This window comes from Streptomyces sp. NPDC002054 (assembly GCF_040296685.1).
Taxonomy (GTDB): domain Bacteria; phylum Actinomycetota; class Actinomycetes; order Streptomycetales; family Streptomycetaceae; genus Streptomyces.
This window is the reverse complement of sequence record NZ_JBEOXT010000036.1, coordinates 20,141-41,781: the sequence shown is the minus strand read 5'-3', so window position 1 is coordinate 41,781 and position 21,641 is coordinate 20,141. Positions and strand designations below refer to the sequence as shown.

Genomic DNA, 21,641 nt, shown 5'->3' with positions numbered 1-21,641 from the left:
GGCGACTGTCTCATAGTCCGGTGTATGGACGCGCGCGAGACTGCGCTCCGACAGGCGTACGGCCATGCCGTCCGCTGGCTGGCGAGCCTGTCCGACCGCCGGGTGCCCGCCCGCGCTTCGGTCGACGAGATCGTGCGCGCGCTGGGTCTCGAACTGCCCGACGGTCCCAGCAGCCCCGCCGACGTGGTCGACCTGCTGGCCACGGCTTGTGAGCCGGGGCTCACCGCGTTTCCCAGTGGCCGTTTCTACGGGTTCGTGGTCGGTGGCACGGAGCCGGCCGCGCTGGCCGCGGACTGGCTGGTCAGTGCCTGGGACCAGAACTGCGTGATGCGCACCGTCTCCCCCGCGTACACGGCGGCGGAGGAGATCGCCGGCGCGTGGCTGCTCGATCTGCTCGGCCTGCCGAGCGAGAGTGCCGTCGGTTTCACCACAGGTGCGACGATGGCGAACTTCACGTGCCTCGCCGCCGGGCGCGACGCGGTACTGCGGCGCACCGGCTGGAACGTGGCCCGCGATGGGCTCGCCGGTGGGCCGGCCGTACGCGTCGTCGCCGGCGAGGACCGCCATATGGCCGTTGACCTGGCGCTGCGCTACCTGGGACTCGGCAGACCCCAGCTGGTGAAGGCGGACGGTCAAGGACGCATCGAGCTCGAGGCCCTGCGGCACACCCTGGCTACCGGCGGGCAAGGGCCCACGATCGTGATCCTCCAAGCCGGAGACATCCACTCCGGTGCCTTCGATCCCTTTGTCGAGACCGTCCGTGCCGCGCGTGAGGCGGAAGCATGGGTGCACATCGACGGCGCCTTCGGGCTGTGGGCGGCGGCCTCACCGCTCTATGCGCACCTGACGGCGGGCTGCACACATGCCGACTCCTGGGCGACGGATGCCCACAAGACGCTGAACGTCCCCTACGACTGTGGCCTCGCCATCGTGCGCGACCCGTCTGCGGTCGGGGCAGCGATGGGCCTGCACGGCGACTACCTCATCCAGGACCAACGCGGCGACCCCATCGACAAGGTCCCCGAGCTCTCCCGACGCGGCAGAGCCTTCACCGTGTGGGCCGCGCTCAGGTCCCTCGGCCGATCAGGTGTGGCCGACCTTGTCGAGCGGCTGTGCGGACACGCCTCCGCGTTCGCCGCCGGCATCGCCGCGATCGACGGCGCGACGGTCCTCAATGACGTGGTATTCACCCAGGTCTGCGCCGAGTTCGGCAGCGACGCACGCACGGAACGGGTACTCGGCCGGCTGCTGGACGATGGCACGGCGTGGATCAGCGGCTCCACCTGGCACGGCCGGCGCGTCATGCGCATCTCGGTGAGCAACTGGTCGACGACCGACGACGACGTGCGGCGCGCGCTCGACGCGATCCGGCGCGCATCCGGCAGCTCCTGATGGGGCTCAGGTGGTGCGGCGTACCTCCCACCGGGAGACGCCGCCGCGCTCCTCGGCGACGTACAGCGTGCCGTCCGGGCCGAAGGCCAGCCCGTGGGGTTCGCGGTCGGGGGCCGCGAGCGGGTGCTCGGTGACCGTCCCGTCCGGGGTGACGGAGCCGATCCGGCCGGATCCCCACTCGGTGAACCAGCAGGTCCCGTCCGGGGCGACCGTAACGGCGTGGGGGCGGCAGTCGGCCTCGGGCAGCGCGAACTCGGTGATCTCCACGCCTGCCTCGCCGGTCGTGAGCCGCCCGATCCGTCCGGCGCCGATCTCGGCGAACCACAGGCTCCCGTCCGGGCCGGCCGCGAGCCCGACCGGGGCGGCGCCCGGCGTGGGCAGGGGGTGCAGCCGGACCTCGCCGGAGACGGTGATCCGGCCGATGGCGTTCGCCTGGTTGAGGGTGAACCACAGGGCCCCGTCGGGTCCCGTCGTGAGGAAGGACGGGAATCCCCCCTCGCACGGCAGCGGGAACTCGCGGACCGCGCCGTCCGTGCCGATCCGGCCGATGCGGTCGGTATTCGTACAGGTGAACCACAGCGCGCCGTCGGGCCCGGCCGCGATCCCGTACGGCCCTCCCGCGCCGGCAGGCAGCTCGTACGAGCGGGTCTCGCCGTCCACCGTGATCCGGCCGATCCGGTGGTCGCGGTACCGGGTGAACCACAGCGCGCCGTCCGGTCCGGCGGTGAGCAGGGTGGGGCCGCAGTCGGAGGAGTCCAGCGCGAACTCCTCGACATGGCCGGTCGACGGGGTGAGGCGGGCGATGCGCCCGGCGTGGACGAGGGTGCACCACAGCCGGCCGTCCGGACCGACGGCGAGCGCGTACGGGCCGGAGTCGGCGGTGGGGAGGGCGAGAATGCCCAGCGGGGTTACGGAGGTGGTCAAGTGGGGCGTCCATTCAACGGGTGGTAGGAGGGGCGGAGCGGCTGACCGGTTGTCACGGGCAGGCGCCGGCTGCGGCGGGCACCTGGGCGCGCAGGGCGAGCCGTCGGCCCGACCAGCGGTCGCACAGCCGCCGGTCGTGGCTGACGACGACCACCGCGCCGGCGAACCGGGCCAGCGCCTCTTCCAACTCCTCCGCCAGCGCGGGGGAAAGGTGGTTCGTGGGCTCGTCCAGCAGCAGGATGTCGGCCGGTTCGGTGATCAGTCGGGCCAGGGCCAGCCGCTGCCGTTGTCCGACGGACAGGGAGCCGACCGGAGCGGACAGCCGGTCGCGGGCGAACAGGCCCAGTGAGAGGAGTTGTTCGGCGTGCTCCTCGGGCGTCCCGGGGCGGCCCTCGGCGTAGGCCGCGAGAAGTGTTCCGCGGCCCGCGCCGGCGTCGGTGTGCTGGGCCAGCAGTCCGATCCGGCCGTGCCGGACGACCTGCCCGAGGTCGGGGGCAAGGGTGCCGGCCAGAACGTGCAGCAGGGTGCTCTTGCCCGCCCCGTTCGGGCCCGTGACCAGCAGTCGGCCTCCGGCCGGCACGGTCACGTCCACCGGGGCGAGCCGCCCCTCGACCGCGACGCCCGCTGCGGCCAGCAGCACGTGTCGCCCGTCGGCAGACCCAGCCCCGGGTTCAGCGGTGGCGGTGGCGGCGGTGCGCGGTACGGCGGTGAACCGCAGCGGGTCCGCGGGGGCGGGCACCGGCTGGGCCAGCAGCCGGGCGAGCCGTTCCTCGGCGTTGCGGACCCGGCTCGCGAGGGACTGCTGGACCCGGCCGGCGGCGCGGTCGTACGCCATCTTGTTGCCGTCCTTCATGGCCCGGCCGGGCGCCACCCGGCGGGCGGTGACGGCGGCGGCCTCGCGCAGCCGGGCCGCCTCGGCCCGCCAGGCGGTGTGGGCCTCGGCGCGGCGCCGCTGGTCGGCGGCGCGCTCCGCGAGGTAGCCGGCGTAGCCGTTGCCGTACCGCACGGTCCGGTGGAGGTCGCCGTCGACCTCCAGGAGGGAGGTGGCGACGCGTTCCAGGAAGGCCCGGTCGTGGGAGACGGCGACCGTGATGCCGCGTCGGGCGCGCAGGTGGTCTTCCAGCCAGGTCAGGGCATCGCCGTCGAGGTGGTTGGTGGGCTCGTCGAGGAGCAGCACCTCCGGGGCGGCTGCGAGCAGCACGGCGAGGCGCAGGCGTACGGTCTCGCCGCCGGACAGCTCGCCGACGGTGCGCTCGCGGGGCAGGCCCGGTAGGCCGAGGCCGTACAGGGAGCGCTCCACGCGGGCGTCCGCCTCGTACCCGCCGCGCAGTTCGAAGGCGGTGAGGGTGTCGGCGTACGCGGTGAGGGTCTCGGCGGTGGCGTCGCCGTCGGCCATGCGGGCCTCCAGCCGGCGCAGGCGCTGCTCCAGGGCACGCAGCTCGGCGAGGGCGCGGTCGACCACCTGCTGGACGGTCAGGTGCGGGGGGAGGTGCTCCTCTTGCGCGAGGTAGCCGACGCCGCCTTCGGCGTGCAGGACGACCTCGCCGCGGTCGGGGCGCTCGGCCCCGGCCAGCAGCCGGAGGAGGGTGGACTTTCCGGAGCCGTTCTCGCCGACGATGCCGAGGCGTTCGCCGACGGGGACGGAGCAGTCGACGGAGTCGAGGACGAGGCGGCCCTCGTAGGACTTGGTGAGGTCAGTTGCGGTGAGCTGTGCGGTCACAGGGCGGCTCCAGGGGTTCGGGGGTGGGGGTCGTCACGATGGCGGTGTGGTGCGCGGCAACGCGGTGGATGACCACGAGACTTCTCCTTTAAGGCGACGAATGTTGCGTTAAAATGCTGGCATGGATTCCCGCACACAGGCAAGCGAAGATTCAGGCCGACAGGAACCGGCCACGACGCAGCGCCGCCGGACGGGCGGCCGGAGCGCCCGCGTCCGCGCCCAGGTGCTGGAGGCGGTGGGCGCGCTGCTCCTGGAGGCCGGGTACGACGGGCTGACGGTCGACGCGGTCGCGGAACGCGCCGGCGTGCACCGCACGACCGTCTACCGGCGCTGGGGGGATGTCGGGCGCCTGCTGGCCGACGTCCTCGACGCCGCGTCCGACGACACGTGGAGCCCACCGGACACCGGGTCGCTGGAGGACGACCTGACCGCCCTCAACCAGGAGGTGTACGAGGCACTGGCGGGCGGCGGGCCGAGCCTGACCACGGCCCTGATCGCCGCCGGATTCCGCTCGCCGGAGGCGGCGGCGGCACTGTCACGCTTCTGGGAGGACCGCTACGCACGGTGTGCGGTGGTCGTCACCCGGGCAGCCGACCGGGGCGAGCTGTCCGGCCCCGCCGACAGCCGTGCTCTGCTTGTCGCCGCAACCGCCCCGCTCTACCAAGAGCTACTGCTGCTCCGGTCCACCCCCGACCCGACCCTGCCGCGCCACGCCGCCCGAGCCGCCACGGCGGCGGCCCGCTCCGGCGCGTTCGGCACGGCGCGCTGACCCTGGACGGGCCGGGGCCCGGGGCTCGGAGCCCGGTGGTGCCGTCGCACGCCGTCTCAGAGGAAATTGACGTGCACGCGACCTCCGGCGCTGGCAAGCTGCGCCGGTGAACCGTGAACAGATCTCCAGGCTCGCCCATGCCAACCACCCGATCAAGTCCCCGCTCGACGACGACTCGGTGCGACACCTGCTGGAACATGGCGTTCCACGTGGCGACGAGCGGGTACTCGACCTGGGTTGCGGCAGCGGGGAATGGCTTCTGCGCGCCCTGACCGCGCACCCGCAATTGCACGCCGAAGGCGTCGACATTTCCGAGGACGCCCTTCGACAGGCGCGCGAGGCCGCAGGCCGTCTGGGCGTCCAAGCGCGCCTTGCACTGCACCACCAGGAGGCCGCGGACTTCCGTTCCGCGCACTCGTACGACCTGATACTCAGCGTCGGGGCCGCCCATGCCTTCGGCGGCCTGCTGCCCACTCTCGCGGCGGCGCGCAAACACCTGGCTCCGGGCGGACGCGTCCTGATCGGTGAGGGCTTCTGGGAACATGAGCCGTCACCGGAGGCCGTCGAGATGTTCGGGGACCTCACCGACCTGGCGACCACCCTGGACCGGGTCGTCGCCGACGGGTGGACTCCTGTCCACGGGCATGTCAGCACGCGCCGTGAACTGGACGACTACGAGTGGGCCTGCTGGGGGTCGTTGGCCTCATGGGCCCTGGACCACCCTGCCGACCCGGACAGCTCGCAGGTGCTCGAGACAGCCACGACCCGCCGCACCGATTGGTTGCGCGTCTACCGGGACACGTGGGGCTTCGTCAGTCTGGTCCTGCGTCAGACATCCGACTGACCCTGGACCGGCCCCGGGGCACGCACTGGACCAATAGCAGGCGGTGCTACGGGGTGCGGAACAGCGGCTTGCCCTCGCGCAGTCGGCGGCAGACCCGCTGGTAGCTCGGGCGGCGGAGTTTCGGCGGCCGTCCCTGCTTCGCCCGCTTCGCGCCGCCGTCGTACACCTGCGGGACGAGGATGTCGCGGGCGGCGCGGAGTTGCTTCTTGGGCGGGTAGTAGGACTCCACCTCCACCTCCAGCTCGCCCGTGTTGTAGGAGGCGGACTTGTCGGACAGCACCAGCGCCCGGGCGTGTACCGCGCCCTCCACCTCGAAGGTGTAGTCGTTGTAGTAGCCGTAGACGATGCCCTCGGCCCGCAGGTCGCCCGCGACGTACACCGAGCCCCAGGAGACCAGGTCGCGCACCACCAGGTCGCCGAGCACCACCAGCATGCCGATGCCGGAGACGTAGTCGTCCAGGAAACCGTGCACGATCAGGTCACCGTCGACGACCAGCGCGATGTCGAGGTCGAGGTCCTCCGGGACCACCAGATCGCCCGCGTGGTGCTGCCACGCGATGCCCGTGTCCCGGAGGTAGTCGGCCATGTTCGCCTGGGAACCCAGCCGATCGACCACCGCGGAGGTGTCGGCGAGCCGGTCGAACCGGGCCCGCCAGGAGGACATGGTCAGCACGGGGTCTCCGTTCCGGCCCGGAGCGCCCGGACCTTCAGCATCCACAGGGCCTGCCCGGCGTACGAGGTGTCGGTGTGCGCCGCGATGGCGGCGAGCACCGGCTCGGGCAGGGCCGGGTTCTTGAGCATGTCGTAGTGACGCTCGCCCGCCTCGGCCCAGGCCAGCAGGATCTCGACCGGGGTCGCCGGGTTCTCTGCGATGTGGTCGAAGAGGCTGGTGTCGTCGGCGCGAGCGGGATCGTGGACGAACGCGGCCAGCGCCTCCGGCGGGGTGTGGCGGTTGGCGACGGCGCGGCGCAGGTAGTAGATCGGGCTGCGGACCATGGCGGCGAGCACGTGTTCCGGGGGCTCGGTCTCCCTGGCCTCGTCGATCGCCGCGAAGCTCTCGATTTCCGCCTTGCCCGACACGGTGCCTGCGCAGTACGTCAGCCCGAACTCGACCATCAGGTCCGCCGGCCAGTTCGGCTGGGACATCGCGTTCCCGGGGTGGAAGTACGGCCACAGCTCCCGTGCGTGCAGGGCGCGCAGTGACTCGGGCGGGGTGGCGGGGTGTTCCAGAGCCGCGTACGCGAGGCGCTGTACGTCCTCCTCCTGCCCGGGAGCGATGCTCTCACTGTCACCGAACGAGCCCGTGATCGTGTCGACCAGCCGGGCGAGTGTCTCGGGCGGGGCCAACTCGTTCCGGCCGATCGCGACGAGCACGGCCAGGCTCGGGTCGCCCGCCAGTTCGGTGAGCTGCCGGACGGGGGTGAACGCGTTGGCCGCGGCTGCGGCCCGGACGCTCGGTTCGGGGTCCGCCGCGAGCCGGGCCAGGACGGCCGGAGTGCGGTTGCGGTGCTGCTGGGCGATCAGCTCCCGGACCCGGGTGTCCGGGTCCTGCGCCAAGGCGTCGAGCAGCGGCGCGAGTTCTGGTGCTTTGCGCTTGTGGACGGCGGTACGGCGCACCCCGGGGTCCGGGTCGGTGAGGTCCGCGTCTCCGGCGTGGCCGAGTGCGGCCACCACCCGGCGCACCCGCGCGTCCGGGTCGGCGGCCAGGGCCCGCAGATGCTCCGGCCGGGCGTCGACCCGCCGGACCAGGGCCAGCCGGACGTCGTCGGAGGCGTCGGCGACCAGCAACGCGGCCACCTTGCGCGGCAGTTTCTCGCGCCCGGCCAGTGCCCGGCGCACCGCCGCCGATCCGTCCTGGGCCAGCGCCTTGACCGCCGCCTTGGGGGTCGCACGGTGCACCGCCGCCACCTGGCGCACCGACTCCTCCGGGTGCGCGGCGAACTCGGCCAGCCGCTCGGCCGAGGTGGCCGGGTGGGCGGCGAGCGCGCGCAGCACCCCGAACCAGTCCGGGCCGCCGGCGATGGCCCGGATGGCCAGCTCCTCAGCCAGCTCGGCGGGCAGGCCTATTCGGGACGCCACGATCCGGGCCGTTCCCGGAGCCTGGGCTGCCAGCTCCCGCAGCCGTGACAGCGGTGTGGCCGGGCGCCACGCCTCCGCGACGTCGTCGTCCATGTCCATGTCCATCTGCACCCCTTCTTGACGCGCGGCCCCGGGTGGGTGGCCGGGGCCGGGCCGGGCACCGGGCTGCCCCCCTGATACGGCCGAGGGTCTCATCCGGGGGTGACATCGACGTCACCGACCTGGACCGACCTGGGGAAGATCCTGGCACGGCCCTCTGACATCGCCTCACACGGTCCGCCCGGGCGGTCGGGCGCAGGGGCTCTACACGGCCGCCGGATCTGCCGGGCGATGCGTAGACCTGTTTGGCGGGCGGCGGCCTTCCACACCGTGCTGCCGCGTCGGTCGGCGGCCTCGGGGCAGGCTCACCCTGCCGGAGCAGCCGGAATGAAGGCCGTGCCCGGGGGCGTTGACGCTCGTTGTCGAGGCTGTTGACCGTTCAACACGAAGGCAGGGAGACATCGTGACCGACATCGACTGGGACCACCCCAAGGACCCCAAGCCTGGCTCCTGGCAGCTGGACCACGTCAAGTTGTACGTGGGCTCGAACGGCGCCGAGGGCCAGCACTGGAACGGCACCCAGACCCTCCTCCTGACCACCGTCGGCCGAGTCTCCGGCCAGGCCGTGCGCACCCCCCTCATCTACGGCGAGGACGACGGCCGCTACCTCGTCGTCGCCTCCAAGGGCGGGGCCGACGAGGCGCCCCTGTGGTACCGGAACCTGACGGCCGACCCCCGGGTCCGCGTCCAGGTCGGCCCGGAGGTCTTCCAGGGCACGGCGCGCACCGCCACCCCCGAGGAGCGGGCCGCCTTCTGGCCGGTGATGATCAGTCACTGGCCCGCGTATGACGAGTACCAGGCCAAGACCGACCGCGAGATCCCGATCGTGGTCATCGACCCCACCTGATGGACGGGCAGACCGTCAACGACCCAGCACCGCCCCCGCACAGCAGGAGGTTGCGGTCCGCGATGGCCTGAGCCGGCAGCATGGGCTCGGCCGGTGGTCTCAGCGTCACCCCCGGACCTCCCCCGCCGTCCCCCTTCCACGGTCCGCCCGACCGGACCGGACGCACGGCCCGGTGGGCGCCGCCGAGGGGCGCGGCGGGGCCGTCTGGGGCGTTCTCTGGCACGGGTACGGCACGGTGACGGTCGAACACCCGGCCGCGCCCCTCCCCCGTCACCCCGCCGAACGGCCGGTCCAGGCCCGGAACGGCTGTGGGCGCTCCGTCGTCATCAGGCGCCGCCTCGCCAAATGTTGTCGAAGGCCGCGTCCTCGATGGCTCGGCGTTGCCGTACGGCCGCCAGTTCCACCAACGCGTCGTTGACGGCGGCCAGCACGGTCGCGACGGCGTCGTCGGCCACGTCCGGAGAGTCTCCGGTCTGCTTGCCACGGACCCCCACGGCCTCCGCCAGGGTGACCAGGACGGGGTCATCCGATGTCCAGCGGTCCACAGCCTGTCGGCGGGTGAGCGAATCGGCCAGCACCAGCTGACCGGCCCGGAAGGAGATCCCGCGGCGGGGCTGCCGGATGAGCTCCCCCTCCGCCTCGAGGGCGGCCTGGTAGGCCGCGGACAGGCCGCGGCCTCTGCGCCACAGCCAGTCAGTGACCGACTCGTAGGGCGCCTCCCGAACGAGCGACGCGGCTGCATCATCCAGCAGGTGATCAGCCAGTGCCGGCTGGTCGCCCGGCACGATGTGATCCCCGTCCAGCCTGATGGCCTGGGCTGCGAGAAGGTCGATCACCTCGGCCCCTGCGAGCGCAAGCGACAGGTCACCTTGTTCGACAGGACGACTGGACTCCATGTCCATGGTAACGATCAACAAGTCCCGCGGTGTGGTCATCAAGGGCTCCTCTTCAACCGTGCAGGAAGTTCGCCGGCCAATTATCGATCGACTTGGCCAACTATCGGTCGACGTCACGTACCCCGGCGGGCCACTCGCGCAGAAAGTCGAACACGTGTTGCGGACCGGCAGCATCGAGCCGCGCCGCGCCGCCCGCAGCCACGCCCCCTCCCCGGCTATCAGGCGTCGGCGTACTGGGCGGCGTACTCCTCGCTGGGCGGGACGACGGTGATGACGTCGATCAGCACACCGTCGGGGGCGGCGACGATGAAGTGGCGCTGGCCGAACTCCTCCGTACGCAGTGGCAGTAGCTCGGGCAGGCCGGCCTCCGTTACGAGTCGCCGGTGCTCGGAGTCCACGTCGTCCACCTCGAAGTTCAGCAGCAAGCCGCCCCGGAGCGCGACCCGGTGGCCTTCGGGGACGGTCGGGTGGGCGTGGTCGAGGAGGGCCAGCTCGTATTGCGGGGCGTCGGGGCGGCGCAGGCTGACGTACCAGTCCGCCTCGAAGGTCACCTCGAATCCGAAGTGGCGGGTGTAGAAGTCGCGGGAGGCCGCCACGTCCCGGGTGGCGAGCACCGGGTAGAAGCCGTTGAGCTTGGTCGTGGGCATGGCCGTGAGTTCGTTCGTCATGTTCGTCATGGCAGAGGTCCTTCGGATCCATTTCACATACCCCGGGTATGCGAACCGTGGCGTTAGCATACCCTCGGTACGCGAAATGGAAAGGGCGGTGCGTGCGCGATGGCGGTCAGCCGGGCGGAGCAGCGGGCGGCCACGCGGCAGGCGCTGCTGGCCGAAGGGCAGCGGCGGTTCGCCGCCGACGGGTACCACCACGTGGTGCTGGCCGAGGTGGCGCGGGCCGCCGGGGTCACCAAGGGGGCCGCCTACCACCATTTCGACAGCAAGGCGGGGCTCTTCCGGGCCGTGGTCGCCGAGGTCCAGCAGGAACTGGGCGAGCGGGTCGCGACCGCAGCCGAGGAGTACGAGGACCTCTGGGAGCAGCTCCGGGCCGGCTGCCGGGCCTTCCTGGCCGCGGGGACCGATCCGGCGGTGCGGCAGATCCTGCTGGTCGACGCGCCGACCGTGCTGGGCTGGGACGAGTGGCGGGCCCTGGACGAGGAGGCCTCAGCCCGGCACCTCACGGAGACCCTGGCGGCGCTCGCCGCAGCCGGGATCATCGCCGATCAGCCGGTGGAGCCCCTGGCCCGGCTGCTCTCGGGGGCGATGAACGAGGCCGCGCTCTGGATCGCGCGGGGCGGAGACCCGCAGGCCGCGGAGCAGGCGCTCGACCGGCTCCTGGCGGGGCTGCGCACCCCGGCCTGACCTCGCCCTGGACTCGGGCTCGGGACGTTCACGCTCCTGGCGCAGGGCTCAAGGCTGCGTCCAGTAGCGTCTTGGCGGCTTGCCGGGCGTCCGCGAACACGTGCGGGTCGTTGCAGGAGGCCGCCAGCGCGTTGGCGCCTTCGAAGATCACGGCGAGTTGCCTGCCGAGGGTCTCCGGGTCGACTGCTCCGGCCTCTGCGGCCGTGGCCGCGAGGCGGTCGCGGAAGGCCTGCTTGTGTCGCTGCGCCAGGCTGGCGACTTCCGGGAGTTGTCCGGCGCCTTCGACGACGGCGTTGTGGAAAGGGCATCCGCGGATGGGTGCCGGCGAGTCACCCTCGAAGGCGAAGATCGCCAGCAGCCGCTGAGCCGCAGTCAAGTCGCCGCGCTCCAACTCCGCTTCGGCGGCGATCGGCGTCTCCGACTCGAATCGGCGGAGATACTCCTCCACCAGCGCGTTCTTGGTCGGGAAGTGCACGTAGAAGGTCCGCGGCGAGACGTGCGCGGCCTCGATGAGCGCCGCCACACCGGTGGCGTGGATACCGCGTGTATAGAAGAGCTCCCCGGCCGCCCGCAGGATACGCTCACGCGCGCCGCGTCCGCCGCGGGCCGCCCCGCTGGTCGATGTTCGTGCCCCCATACGCGCGAGTATAGCGAACGCTTTACTTCCGCCGCAGAGGGGAGTAGCTTGAAACCTCAGGTAAACCGATCGCTATACCTTTGATGGCGCTCGATGGCCGAGCCTGAAGGGACGCTCCCATGACACAGTCCTACGCGCAGGTGCCCATCAAGACGGTGTCTGCCGCCAACGGCATCGAGTACGCGTATCGCGAGGTCGGCGAGGGCCGCGAGGGCGGTGTGCCGCTGGTCCTGCTCATGCATTTCCGGGGCAACCTCGACTACTGGGATCCTGCGCTGGTCGACGCTCTGGCCCAGGGCCGGCGCGTCATCGCCTTCGACAACACCGGAGTCGGCCGGTCCAGCGGTACGACGCCCAGCACGATCGCGCAGATGGCGCTGGACGCCATCGCCTTCACCGACGCCCTGGACCTGACGCAGGCCGACATCCTCGGCTTCTCCCTGGGCTCCTTCGTGGCTCAGGAGATCGCGCTGATCCGGCCCGCGTTGGTACGGCGCATCGTGCTCGCCTCGGCAGCGCCGCAGGGCGCACCCGGCATGCACGGGTGGGCGAAATGGGTCATCGACGCGGTGGGCGAGCCGGAGATCGTTCCCGCATCGGTGCTCGACGTCTTCTACACCCCGTCAGCGGGGAGCCGGTCGGCCGGCGAGAAGGCCATGGGACGCATGTTCACCCGGGAAGAGCTGGACGCGCCCACGACGTGGCAGACGCGCCAGGCACAATACGACGCGGTCTCCGCCTGGGGCGTCCCCAGCTTCTCGCTCCTGGAGCGGGTGACCGCGATCCAGGCGCCGGTGTTCGTCGCCAACGGCGACAGCGACCCGATGATCCTCCCCCGCTACTCCCACCTGCTCGCCGGGCTCATCCCCGGAGCGGAGATCAAGATCTACCCGGATGCGGCGCACGGCTTCCTCTTCCAGCACCACGAGCAGTTCGCCGGTGACGTCGCGCATTTCCTCGACCGTCAGTGAACAGTCCGTCCTGACGCCCGCACCCATTGGACTGATCGATGGGAGGAATCATGTCCACCAACATCGATATCGACTATGCCGTGTTCGTCGCGGACCCGCTGCCGATGAGCGGTCCCGGGCCGCTGCCCAACGGAGCACCCCGCGCCTTCCAGCCCATCGCGGTGACCCTGATCCACGGCCGCAAGGACGCCGTTCTCGTCGACCCGCCGCTGACCCGCGAGCAGGCGGACAGGGTCGGAGACTGGGTCGATGCGAGCGGGAAGCAGCTGACGCACATCGTCGCCACCCACGGGCACGGTGACCACTGGTTCACAGCCGGGGTGCTCGCCGAGCGCTTCGGCGCCCAGGTGGTCACTTCGGCCGGCGCCATCGCGCAGATGCACAACAACGTGTATGCCCGGGAGGTGCTGTGGGACGCGATGTGGCCGGACCAGATCCCCCCGTCCCCCGTCACGGCCGTCACGGTGCCCGGCAACCGCCTCACCCTCGAAGGACACGATCTCGACATCGTCGAAGTGGGGCACGCAGACAGCGACGACAGCGCCGTGCTGCACGTGCCGGACCTCGATCTGGTGGTGGCCGGCGACGTGATCTACAACGGTGTGCACATGTACCTCGCCGAGTCGGCCGACGGCAACCTCGGCCCGTGGCGGAAGGCCATCGACATCGTCGCCGCGCTGGAGCCGAGCCGGATCGTGGCGAGTCACCAGAACAAGAACCTGGACGACAACGCGGCACGTCTCATCGCCGAGACCCGCCACTACCTCGCCGACGCCGAGGCAGCCCTGGCCACGCACGACACCCCGGCCGCGTTCTTCAACTCGATGCTGACGCGGTACCCGGAACATCTCGGCCCGACGGTTCTCTGGGTCAGCTCACGCGCGCTCTACCTCGCGCGCGAGGGCGGCGACCCGGTGCAGAACCTCGTCGCGGCATGGCGGCTGTAGGCCCATCCGAAGCCGCCGCGAAGTCCCCCGTTCGCACTGCCTGGTTGGGACGTCGCTCGGACGCTGTTGGCGTGGCTGTGCCCGGCGCCGTGTGGCGCCGGGCACAGTCGTGCTCATCTACGGGTCAGAAGCAGGGGGTGTGGCCGGCCGACCTTCGGCGCCGGCCAGTACGCGTAGTAGACGTTGAGGTACAGGCACTTGCCCTTCTTCAGCGCGTACCAGGCACCTCCGGTCGCCATGCCGAGCATGAGTCCGATGCGCCACCCGTAAGGCGGGGGCACCAGCATGGCCACTGCGAGCGCGAGCTGAAAGCCTTGGCGTGCGATGGCCAGGGTAAGTTGCCGGTCGAAGCCGACGCCGAGGTTGTAGGAGTTCCAGCGCAGCTTCACCCGCCACAGGCCCGTCGGGTCCGCGTTGGCGATCGGGTTCTGGTCCGCATAGTCGTACGCGTTCGCGCTTCCGTACCGGACCGGGTCGGTCTGCAGGAAGCGGCCCAGGGTCGGCTGGTAGAGCCGTGCACCCATCAGTAGTTGGCCCGTCGGGGTCTCCGAGGAGCGCTGGTGGCCGCCCTGCCAGCCGTAGCGGGCGGGGGCGGAGGAGGTGACGCCGTATTCGTCGTACTCGCGGATGAGCGGTGCCGCCGCGCCGGCCAGGGGGAGGGCTACGGTGATGTCCCCGCGCAGGTCGGACAGCATGAGCACGGTGCCGCCCGGGCCGGAGGTGACGGCTCCGAGTTCTCCGCTGGGGGCGGTGATGTTGCGTACGACGGCGCCGGTGGCGGTGTCCTCCACGGTCCAGCGGGGGTTGTCGCTGTCGTCGGCGTAGTGGTTGATCCGGGATGCCGGCCGGTCGCCCTCCGTGGTCCAGGCGCGCGGCCTCGATGCCGGGTCGAGCGTCCAGGTCTGCCGGGCCGAGGCGGTGGCCTGGCTGCGCACCCGGTCGTTGGCGAAATAGCCCGTACTGACCCCGCACCATGGCGCACGCCCAGAACGGCCCGGGGACTCCGTCACTCACCAGCCATGCACGGCGGGGCCGGCAACCAGCAGCGGGCAGGTCTACGCGTCTTGCCGCACGGGTGCGGCGGTCTGGGGCTCGGGGGCGGCGGGTTCGGGCAGGGTGCGGAACAGGAGCCAGCTCAGGGCGGGCATGGCGATCAGGGGTGTCAGCGCCGTCTGCAGGGAGGTGGAATCGGCCAGGTGTCCCAGCAGGGGGCTGATGAGGCCGCCGATGCTGACAGTGAGACCGAGGGTGACGCCGCTGGCGGTGCCAATGCGGGAAGGCAGGTAGTCCTGGCCGAGGGTGACCTGGAGGGAGAAGGGGACGTACAGGCCGGCGGAGGTGAGGGCCACGAAGAGGAACATAGCCGGGCCGGGCGTGTAGATCACTCCGGTGACGGCGGCGATCGAGAGCAGGTAGGACCAGCGGGAGACACGGACGCGGTCGTAGCGGTTGGCCAGGGATCCGCCCAGGACCGAGCCGACCGCGCCGCCCAGGAACAACAGGAACAGGGCAATGGTTCCCGCGGTAGTGCCGGCCTGCATACGTTGCTGGGCGTAGAGGGAGATGAAGGTGCTCAGACCGGTGAAGACGATGGAGCGGAAGACGACCGCCAGGGACAGCTTCACGAACGAGGCCACATCGTCGGCGCCCCGGGGCGTCGGCGTCTTGGACGTGCCGGCCTGAGGCCGGGCGAGCATCCGGAGGACGGGCACGCACAGGGCGGCGCCGGCGAGCGCGGGCAGGACCAGGACCGGTGTCCAGCGCAGTGAGCCGTGCCCGATCGCGGCCGACACCATAATCGGGGCGAGCGCGAAGCCGATGTTGCCGCCGAGGGAGAACCAGCTCATCGCGCTGTGGCTGCCCTGACTGGCCAGGCGGGCCATGCGGGCGGACTCCGGGTGGTAGGCGGCCACGCCGATCCCGGAAATGGCGACGAAGGCCAGGGTGAGTCCGTAGGAGCCGCTCAGGCCGCTGAGCGCGATGCCCACGCCGCCCAGCAGGGTGCTGACCGGCAGCAGCCATGGCATTGCCCACCGGTCGGTGAGCGCGCCGAACACCGGCTGGGCCACCGAGGACAGCAGGGACGCGGCCAGCACGATGCCGGAGGCGACCGCGTAGGTGTAGTCCCGTTCGGCTACGAAGAACGGGATCAGCGCCGCGACGGCGCCCTGGTAGATGTCGACGCAGGCGTGTCCCACGGCCAGCAGGGAGATCGATGTATTCCTTCGCACCCGTCCCATGCTGGGAGACGCACCTGGTGTCGCGCTTTCGATAGATTGCCAGGTGATGCAGAAAATCCGCCACACCCCTGTCGCGCCGACCCGGACCCAGCGTCTCGCGCCCGGCGGCGAGATCGACGCGCACCGCCATGACGACCACCAGATCGCCTACGCCAGCCAGGGCACCATCGCGGTGACCACCGACGCCGGCTCCTGGGTCGCCCCCGCCACCCGCGCAATCTGGATCCCCGCCGGAACGGTCCACCAGCACCAGGCCCACGGCGAACTCGACCTCCACCTCGTCGGCCTGCCCGCCACGGAGAATCCCCTCGGCCTCGACAAACCGGCCGTCCTCGCCGTCAGCCCCCTCCTACGCGAACTCATCGTCGCCTACACCCGCGACCCCGAGAACGACAGCCCGCCCCACTTGCGCCTGCGCGCCGTCATGCTCGACCGGCTCAAGACCTCCCCCGAACAGCCCCTGCACCTGCCCACCCCCACCGACCCCCTGCTCCGAAAACTGCACGACCTCCTACGCGCCGACCCGGCCGACAACCGCTCCCTCGACGACCTCGGACGCCAGATCGGCGCCAGCGCCCGCACCCTCTCCCGCCGCCTCCACGACGACCTCGGCCTCACCTACCCCCAATGGCGCACCCAGATCCGGCTCCACCACGCCCTGATCCTCCTGGCCGACAACTCCCCCGTCACCACCGTCGCCCACCGCTGCGGCTGGTCATCCGCCAGCACCTTCATCGACGTCTTCCGCCGCACCTTCGGCCACACCCCCGGATCCCGCCCCGCCACCTGATGCAGCGCCAGCCGACGCACCAGCTGCCAAGATCATTTGCCAGGTGAGAGGACAGGTGCCGGTACATCGAGAGTGTGTGCGGTAGCACGTCGGCTAATGGCTCGTCTCAGATAGCCGATCGGGAAATCGGAGGTACGAGGTCGGCGTTGTTGGTAGAACGACGGGGTGGATCACCTGATGTGGGCGATGACCTGGGAGAATGACATTCCGCTGGAGCGGCATGAGGCTCTTGCCGGAATGCTGGCCAGGGCGTATCCCCGGCATGCTGAGCTGTTCAGCGGAGGGCGGAGTTGGTCGGGAGCGCGCCCGGAGGCGCGGATCGTCGGCAGTGTGGGTGGCCGGCCCGTCGCTCATCTGGGACTGCTTCGTCGCTTCTTGCGGGTATCTGGCACCGATGCGAGCCTGCTGATCGGCGATGTGGGGCTTGTTGCGGTCGATCCTGAATTCCAGGGCCAGGGTGTCGGTAGCAGACTGCTCGATCGGACCGCTCGGGCGATGACGGACCTTTCGCTGCCCTTCGGATTCCTGACCTGCCATCCCGAGGTGGTTCCGTTTTACCGCAGCGGGGGCTGGCAGCGGGTGGACAGACAGGTCACCCGGATGATCGACAACAGCCAGCAACCCGAGGTCTATGACGGTCCGGCGATGGTGCTCCCCGTGCACGCGCAGATGACCCACTGGCCGCACGGACACGTCGTCGATCGCAACGGCCTCGAAGTCTAGGACCGGGCGGGCGGCCGGGGCCGACCGGACCGCGCGGCGTCCGATGCACGAGAGGCACGCCCCCATGGGACCCGCCCCTCGCGCATTTCCTCCAACTGCCGACGGGGCTATGCGAAGAGTCGGCGCCAGGTCTCTGGCCCGGGGTAGCCGTCCGCTGACGATCCTGTCCAGCCTTGGGCGCGTTGGAAGGCTTCGACGTTGCGCCGGTCGCTTTCGGTCCACCGTTCCCCGGGCCCTTGGGTGTAGTGCTTTCCGAAGCCCTTCTTCACCAACTGCACACCGAGTGCCTTGACGTGCGTATTGACGGCACCCGGACGGAAATGCTGTATGCCGGGGAAGGCGGTGCCGCTCTCGCCACCACCGGTGGTGATGTTCTTGCCCTTGCCGTTGACCAGGTAGTCCCATGTCGCCTTGCCGGGAATGCCGTCCGCGTCACTGCCGGTCCAGCCCTGAGCCCGTTGGAATGCCTGGGTGGCCTTGCGGTCCGCTTCCGACCAGCGAGGATCGGGGCCCGAGGTGTAGTACGAGCCGCCACCGCGCTTGACCAGCATCCGGCCCAGCTCGGTCACATGCTTGTTGTTGGCTCCCGGACCGAACTTGTCCGCGCCGGGGAAGGCGGTGCCGCTCTCACCACCGCTGTTTGAGTTCAGGTTCTTGTACCGGTACGCCACGTAGTGCGCGGAGTTGTTCCAGTAGGCGTAGGGTGTCGTGCGCTTGACGGTATGCGGTCGGGTCTGGTCGTAGGCGACGTACTGGGTCTTTGCCGAGTTGACCCAGCCGCCGAAAATCACCACATGCGAACCGGCCACCGGATTCGCCGAGTTGTGGAACAACAGCATGTCACCGGGCTGGAGTTCACCCTTGGATATCCGAGTGCCGTATGAGGCCAGACTGCCGGTCCACTGATTGTCACGCAGCCCCCAGGCCATGGAAACGAACCCTGAACAGTCCATGCGGTAACCGTCTGACCAGTAGCGGTTCATGCTATACGGCACCTTGGCATTCACCCAGACCTGGGCCCGGGCGATAATCTGCTCCCGGGACAGCCGCAGGTCCTGTGAAGCCTGCTGGGCCGACACTCCGAACAGCGGGCCTGGCGTGCCCTGGTCGTTTCCCGTTGCCGCCATGGTGTCGGTCGCGGAAGAGGCGGCAGAGCGCTGCGGTGCTGCTTCGGCCGGTGCTGAATTCGCCGCGAACGATGTACCGGCACCAGTGACGAGTGTGGCGCCGCCTGCCAGAGTGGCCACCAGGGCAGCTCTGGCGGCCTTGGGGCCGTGAAGACCTGAGTGGCGGGCGGCGCGGGCTTCATGTACGCACCCGGCGCAATGGCATTCCGCGGGGGCTTGGATCTCGTCGAATGCGGGTGCAGGGCACGTCACTTCGCAATATCCTTCCCGTAATGGATCCAGCCGCTCTTCCGGCCGGCCGTCCCGTTGTCTCGAAATAGACGTGGACACGTACGCATACAGCTTCACCAATCGTTTACAAGACGAGTTTCGGATGCAGTAGCCACAGCCCCCGTTGACGGCTGTCGTCACGATCGGGCGGCGCCATAGGTGCCGGATGCGAACCTGCCCGGTCCACCGGCCGCCGCCGTGTTCCACAGGCTGTCACGAGGCGGGAGAAGAACAGGATCGCCATCAGCACGCCGATCCCGACGTACGTCAGCGCGATGAGGCCGAACGCGTGGCCCTTGTCGTACTGCCGACGGGAGTGCGCGGGACCGCAGCCGACACCCGCTCGTCGACGGTGGTTGTGTCCTTGTCGTCAGGACCCGGGGGTGGTCAGGTTGGCGAAGGCGGCGGGCTTCACGCCAGCGGCCGATTTGGCTCGCCCAAGGAGTCCGGCGTCCCGCTCCACGGGTCCGGTGCACACAGCATCCAGCTCTGATCGCAGCAAGGCCTGATGCAACCATCCACATGCCTGCCGATCACCCGGCGCTACAGAACCGGCCGCACCGCGAGCGCGGCCGAGCACCTGTCAGGCACCACATGTCGGAGTCCCCCGCAGGCTGGGGGTCGCCGCTTGTCAGTGCTTGGAAGGAAGTGACCGCCCGGATCGCCTGGTTCTCGCTCGGCAGCTTGGCCGCCCCGCCCCGTCGGACTGGGCGAACGCTGTCCTCAACTTCTTCATACCGCGCCCCAAAGCCGCTGAGTGAGCGGTGAGATGCACTCATGTCTCACATTCACCGCCTTAATGATCTTTGAATCAAACATGACTGACGGGGGGTGAGGGGGCAAGGGACGAAAGTCCCCTGCTGTTGGACCGGGTACCGCGCAGGGCAAACTGCGCTTGTCCTGCCTTTCAAGCGTGGCCTGAGCCGGTCATTCGTGGCGCCGCCGGGACCGACGGGCCGGAGCATGGCTGTGAGCCTGTCACCGACCAGCGCATCGAACACATCCGAACAGCCGGCGGGGGTCTTGGCCGTTTCGAAACCCCGGACTCGGACACGGCGCAGCGTCCCGTCTTCCTCTCGTGGGCCGTACAGACGTCCTCCTGGGCGCCGAGGAATTCCAACCAGGCGCGGGTCTGGTCCTCGTCGTCGCGCAGCACGGCAGGCAAGCGGCCGGTCACGGTGATGAGTTCGGTCTCCGCGGCCGGGACGGCGTCGAGGACGCCGTCCAGCGGTCCGGCGCCCGCCAGGAGCACCGCCGATGCCGCGCCCCGTCCGCTCGTACGCGATCCGTACTCCGCGCAGGCCTCCCCCCGAAGGCGGCGGCACAATCCGGTCAGTCTGCATGGCCGTTCGATGAACCGCGCGCGACCGACAGCAGGTCAACGGCCTCCCTACGGCCGTCACCCGGGGTGCCGACCCCCGTTCCGTGCGTAATCACGTAGGGCTTCACCCCACCTGAGCTGCTGGAACGACCGTCCGGTCGCCGATAATCGAACGCGTTGTCCGTAATTAGGTCATCAAAGTGCGCGCAACCTTCGCATCCGACAGACTCGGCCCGCATCCAATCGATGAAACGCAGTCAACTGCTGCGTATGTCCTTCGAATTGAAAGAGAGTTCTGTCGTGCGTCACCGCATCGCTGCCGTCTCCGCCGCCGCCCTCCTGACCCTGGCCGGCGCCACCGGCATCGCGCAGGCCCAGCCGGCCAGTCTGTACGCCCCCTCCGCGGTGGTCCTCGCCGTGGCTCAGGGCGAGGACGAGGCCACCGTCGTACGGGCGTCCACCCTCAGCTGCGCACCGACCGCGCAGGGTACGCACCCCAACCCCCAGGCCGCCTGCGCTGCCCTTGCCGCCACTGCCGGCACGCTCGACGCACTCCTGGCTGCCCCGGACCAGAACCGAGCCTGTCCGATGCACTACGACCCGGTCACCGTCACCGTGGACGGCGTTTGGCAGGGCAGCCGCATCTCCTGGAAGCACACCTTCTCCAACGCGTGTGCCATGTCCGCGACCCTCAACGGGAACGCCGTCTTCGCGTTCTGATCGCCCTGGCCGGGCTCTCGTTCCGTCCGCCCCCCGCCCGCTTCGGGCGGGGGGCGGACGCTGAAGTTCTTCAAGGTGGAGGCTCGGTTCCCGGAGTCGGTCAAGGAGGTGCCAGCCGCCGAGGTGGAGTACGCGGCTCAGCAGGTGAAGGTGCCTGCGGAGGCATACGCGGACTACGAATGGCAGAGCAAGGCGATCCGGCGGCACCGGGGCGAGAACCGGGCGGCGTGCGGGTTCCGGGCGAACGCCGAGGAGGACCAAGACCGGCTGGCCGCGTGGCTGGCCACCGCGCTGTGCCCGGTGGAGCTGTCGCATGACCGGCTCGCGGGCGCCGTCGTGGCTCGATGCCGCAATGACCACATCGAGCCGTCGGCGCCCGGGCAGGTGCGGCGGCTGACGCTGCTGGCCATGCTGTGCCATGTCCGGCAGAAGGAGATCACCGACTCGCTGGTGGACCTGTTCATCCAACTCGTACTGAAGATCAACACCGGCGCCGAGCGAGGCCCGGGTCCGCACGGTTCGGCGTTCGTCGTACTCGGCGCACCGGCGGCGGATGTTGTCGCCGCTGCTGAAGGCGCTGGAGCGGCGCCCCCTTCGACCCGGCCGAGGCGGTGCCGCTGGACGGAGTGGTTCCCGAGCAGTGGCGGGTGGCGGTCGTAGACGGCAAGGGCCGCGTCGAGCGCATCCCGTACGAGCTGTGCGTGCTCGTCAGCTTGCGGGACGCGCTGCGGCGGCGGGAGATCTGGATCGTGGGCGCCAACCGGTGGCGCAATCCGGAGGACGATCTGCCCGCCGGCTTCGAGGACGACCAGGACGTCCACCACGCCGCCCTGGGGCAGCCGCAGGACGCCGGCGAGTTCATCACCGCCCTCCAGAGCAAGCTGCGGACGCCGCTGGACCGCTTCGAGGGGGCTCTGGCCGCGGGCACCACGGGCGGGGGCGCGATCGTCTAGAAGCACGGCGGGCC

22 protein-coding genes are annotated in these 21,641 nt (G+C 70.5%); 12 read left to right on the top strand and 10 right to left on the bottom strand.

The window, feature by feature from the left end; genetic code table 11:
• The first annotated feature begins 24 nt into the window (after positions 1-24).
• Positions 25-1,392 carry a pyridoxal phosphate-dependent decarboxylase family protein gene (locus ABT123_RS28915; RefSeq protein WP_351319964.1) on the top strand — a complete coding sequence of 456 codons (1,368 nt, stop codon included), beginning with the start codon at positions 25-27 and terminating at the stop codon, positions 1,390-1,392.
• Positions 1,393-1,398: 6 nt separating this feature from the next.
• Here ABT123_RS28915 and ABT123_RS28910 read toward each other — a convergent pair whose 3' ends face one another.
• Positions 1,399-2,316, bottom strand: coding sequence for a Vgb family protein (locus ABT123_RS28910; protein ID WP_351319962.1), 918 nt, complete (start codon positions 2,314-2,316; stop codon positions 1,399-1,401).
• A gap of 52 nt (positions 2,317-2,368) precedes the next feature.
• On the bottom strand, positions 2,369-4,036 hold the full coding sequence (locus ABT123_RS28905) for an ABC-F family ATP-binding cassette domain-containing protein (RefSeq protein WP_351319960.1): 1,668 nt from the start codon (positions 4,034-4,036) through the stop codon (positions 2,369-2,371).
• A gap of 121 nt (positions 4,037-4,157) precedes the next feature.
• Here ABT123_RS28905 and ABT123_RS28900 point away from each other — a divergent pair, with 121 nt between their 5' ends.
• Together ABT123_RS28900 and ABT123_RS28895 are read left to right on the top strand one after the other, a co-directional pair.
• The gene (locus ABT123_RS28900; protein WP_351319958.1) at positions 4,158-4,805 is read left to right on the top strand and encodes a TetR/AcrR family transcriptional regulator; all 648 of its coding nucleotides are present in this window, start codon (positions 4,158-4,160) and stop codon (positions 4,803-4,805) included.
• A gap of 106 nt (positions 4,806-4,911) precedes the next feature.
• Positions 4,912-5,649, top strand: coding sequence for an SAM-dependent methyltransferase (locus tag ABT123_RS28895; RefSeq protein WP_351319956.1), 738 nt, complete (start codon positions 4,912-4,914; stop codon positions 5,647-5,649).
• Positions 5,650-5,695: 46 nt separating this feature from the next.
• On the opposite strand, the gene ABT123_RS28890 is transcribed toward ABT123_RS28895, so the two are convergent.
• Positions 5,696-6,322 (bottom strand): hypothetical protein, encoded by a 627-nt coding sequence (locus ABT123_RS28890; RefSeq protein ID WP_351319954.1) that lies wholly within the window; start codon positions 6,320-6,322, stop codon positions 5,696-5,698.
• Entirely contained in the window at positions 6,316-7,833 is a 1,518-nt protein-coding gene (locus tag ABT123_RS28885; RefSeq protein WP_351319952.1) for a hypothetical protein, read from the bottom strand. Before ABT123_RS28885 ends, ABT123_RS28890 begins: the two co-directional genes overlap by 7 nt.
• A gap of 397 nt (positions 7,834-8,230) precedes the next feature.
• Between ABT123_RS28885 and ABT123_RS28880 the strand changes: the two genes are divergently transcribed.
• The gene (locus tag ABT123_RS28880) at positions 8,231-8,674 is read left to right on the top strand and encodes a nitroreductase family deazaflavin-dependent oxidoreductase (RefSeq protein ID WP_351319950.1); all 444 of its coding nucleotides are present in this window, start codon (positions 8,231-8,233) and stop codon (positions 8,672-8,674) included.
• A gap of 326 nt (positions 8,675-9,000) precedes the next feature.
• Here ABT123_RS28880 and ABT123_RS28875 read toward each other — a convergent pair whose 3' ends face one another.
• Complete coding sequence (locus ABT123_RS28875) at positions 9,001-9,609, bottom strand: GOLPH3/VPS74 family protein (RefSeq protein ID WP_351319948.1); 609 nt, start codon at positions 9,607-9,609, stop codon at positions 9,001-9,003.
• Between the two features lie 179 nt (positions 9,610-9,788).
• The gene (locus ABT123_RS28870) at positions 9,789-10,217 is read right to left on the bottom strand and encodes a VOC family protein (RefSeq protein ID WP_351320064.1); all 429 of its coding nucleotides are present in this window, start codon (positions 10,215-10,217) and stop codon (positions 9,789-9,791) included.
• Positions 10,218-10,346: 129 nt separating this feature from the next.
• Between ABT123_RS28870 and ABT123_RS28865 the strand changes: the two genes are divergently transcribed.
• Entirely contained in the window at positions 10,347-10,928 is a 582-nt protein-coding gene (locus ABT123_RS28865) for a TetR/AcrR family transcriptional regulator (protein WP_351319946.1), read from the top strand.
• 28 nt (positions 10,929-10,956) lie between these two features.
• On the opposite strand, the gene ABT123_RS28860 is transcribed toward ABT123_RS28865, so the two are convergent.
• Positions 10,957-11,565: a TetR/AcrR family transcriptional regulator gene (locus ABT123_RS28860; RefSeq protein WP_351319944.1), complete on the bottom strand. Its 609-nt coding sequence runs from the start codon at positions 11,563-11,565 to the stop codon at positions 10,957-10,959.
• 119 nt (positions 11,566-11,684) lie between these two features.
• Between ABT123_RS28860 and ABT123_RS28855 the strand changes: the two genes are divergently transcribed.
• Complete coding sequence (locus tag ABT123_RS28855; protein WP_351319942.1) at positions 11,685-12,536, top strand: alpha/beta fold hydrolase; 852 nt, start codon at positions 11,685-11,687, stop codon at positions 12,534-12,536.
• A 50-nt stretch (positions 12,537-12,586) separates the two neighbouring features.
• Positions 12,587-13,483 carry an MBL fold metallo-hydrolase gene (locus tag ABT123_RS28850; RefSeq protein ID WP_351319940.1) on the top strand — a complete coding sequence of 299 codons (897 nt, stop codon included), beginning with the start codon at positions 12,587-12,589 and terminating at the stop codon, positions 13,481-13,483.
• Between the two features lie 113 nt (positions 13,484-13,596).
• On the opposite strand, the gene ABT123_RS28845 is transcribed toward ABT123_RS28850, so the two are convergent.
• On the bottom strand, positions 13,597-14,493 hold the full coding sequence (locus ABT123_RS28845) for an RHS repeat-associated core domain-containing protein (RefSeq protein WP_351319938.1): 897 nt from the start codon (positions 14,491-14,493) through the stop codon (positions 13,597-13,599).
• A 45-nt stretch (positions 14,494-14,538) separates the two neighbouring features.
• Positions 14,539-15,714, bottom strand: a complete 1,176-nt coding sequence (locus ABT123_RS28840) for an MFS transporter (protein WP_351319936.1) — start codon at positions 15,712-15,714, stop codon at positions 14,539-14,541.
• Between the two features lie 55 nt (positions 15,715-15,769).
• Between ABT123_RS28840 and ABT123_RS28835 the strand changes: the two genes are divergently transcribed.
• Together ABT123_RS28835 and ABT123_RS28830 are read left to right on the top strand one after the other, a co-directional pair.
• A complete protein-coding gene (locus ABT123_RS28835) occupies positions 15,770-16,513 on the top strand; it encodes an AraC family transcriptional regulator (protein WP_351319934.1) in 744 nt (247 codons plus the stop codon).
• A 165-nt stretch (positions 16,514-16,678) separates the two neighbouring features.
• A complete protein-coding gene (locus ABT123_RS28830) occupies positions 16,679-17,236 on the top strand; it encodes a GNAT family N-acetyltransferase (protein ID WP_351319932.1) in 558 nt (185 codons plus the stop codon).
• A gap of 107 nt (positions 17,237-17,343) precedes the next feature.
• Here the strand turns inward: ABT123_RS28830 and ABT123_RS28825 are convergent, their stop codons facing one another.
• Positions 17,344-18,615: a peptidoglycan-binding protein gene (locus ABT123_RS28825; protein WP_351320062.1), complete on the bottom strand. Its 1,272-nt coding sequence runs from the start codon at positions 18,613-18,615 to the stop codon at positions 17,344-17,346.
• A 1,639-nt stretch (positions 18,616-20,254) separates the two neighbouring features.
• Here ABT123_RS28825 and ABT123_RS28820 point away from each other — a divergent pair.
• Genes ABT123_RS28820 through ABT123_RS28810 form a run of 3 tightly spaced genes read left to right on the top strand, consistent with a single transcriptional unit; the run spans position 20,255 to position 21,627 of the window.
• Positions 20,255-20,674, top strand: coding sequence for a subtilase-type protease inhibitor (locus ABT123_RS28820; protein WP_351319930.1), 420 nt, complete (start codon positions 20,255-20,257; stop codon positions 20,672-20,674).
• A gap of 60 nt (positions 20,675-20,734) precedes the next feature.
• Positions 20,735-21,334 carry a DUF4158 domain-containing protein gene (locus ABT123_RS28815; protein WP_351320060.1) on the top strand — a complete coding sequence of 200 codons (600 nt, stop codon included), beginning with the start codon at positions 20,735-20,737 and terminating at the stop codon, positions 21,332-21,334.
• On the top strand, positions 21,322-21,627 hold the full coding sequence (locus tag ABT123_RS28810) for a hypothetical protein (RefSeq protein ID WP_351319928.1): 306 nt from the start codon (positions 21,322-21,324) through the stop codon (positions 21,625-21,627). The genes ABT123_RS28815 and ABT123_RS28810 overlap by 13 nt, the downstream gene beginning before the upstream one ends.
• Positions 21,628-21,641: the final 14 nt, after the last annotated feature.

Bases quoted from the DNA above. Each gene is read 5' to 3' on its own strand.
- ABT123_RS28915 (WP_351319964.1), top strand. From the start codon at position 25: ATGGACGCGCGCGAGACTGCGCTCCGACAGGCGTACGGCCATGCCGTC.
- ABT123_RS28900 (WP_351319958.1), top strand. From the start codon at position 4,158: ATGGATTCCCGCACACAGGCAAGCGAAGATTCAGGCCGACAGGAACCG.
- ABT123_RS28835 (WP_351319934.1), top strand. From the start codon at position 15,770: ATGCAGAAAATCCGCCACACCCCTGTCGCGCCGACCCGGACCCAGCGT.
- ABT123_RS28850 (WP_351319940.1), top strand. From the start codon at position 12,587: ATGTCCACCAACATCGATATCGACTATGCCGTGTTCGTCGCGGACCCG.
- ABT123_RS28875 (WP_351319948.1), bottom strand. From the start codon at position 9,609: ATGACCACACCGCGGGACTTGTTGATCGTTACCATGGACATGGAGTCC.
- ABT123_RS28860 (WP_351319944.1), bottom strand. From the start codon at position 11,565: ATGGGGGCACGAACATCGACCAGCGGGGCGGCCCGCGGCGGACGCGGC.
- ABT123_RS28865 (WP_351319946.1), top strand. From the start codon at position 10,347: ATGGCGGTCAGCCGGGCGGAGCAGCGGGCGGCCACGCGGCAGGCGCTG.
- ABT123_RS28855 (WP_351319942.1), top strand. From the start codon at position 11,685: ATGACACAGTCCTACGCGCAGGTGCCCATCAAGACGGTGTCTGCCGCC.
- ABT123_RS28870 (WP_351320064.1), bottom strand. From the start codon at position 10,217: ATGCCCACGACCAAGCTCAACGGCTTCTACCCGGTGCTCGCCACCCGG.
- ABT123_RS28885 (WP_351319952.1), bottom strand. From the start codon at position 7,833: ATGGACATGGACATGGACGACGACGTCGCGGAGGCGTGGCGCCCGGCC.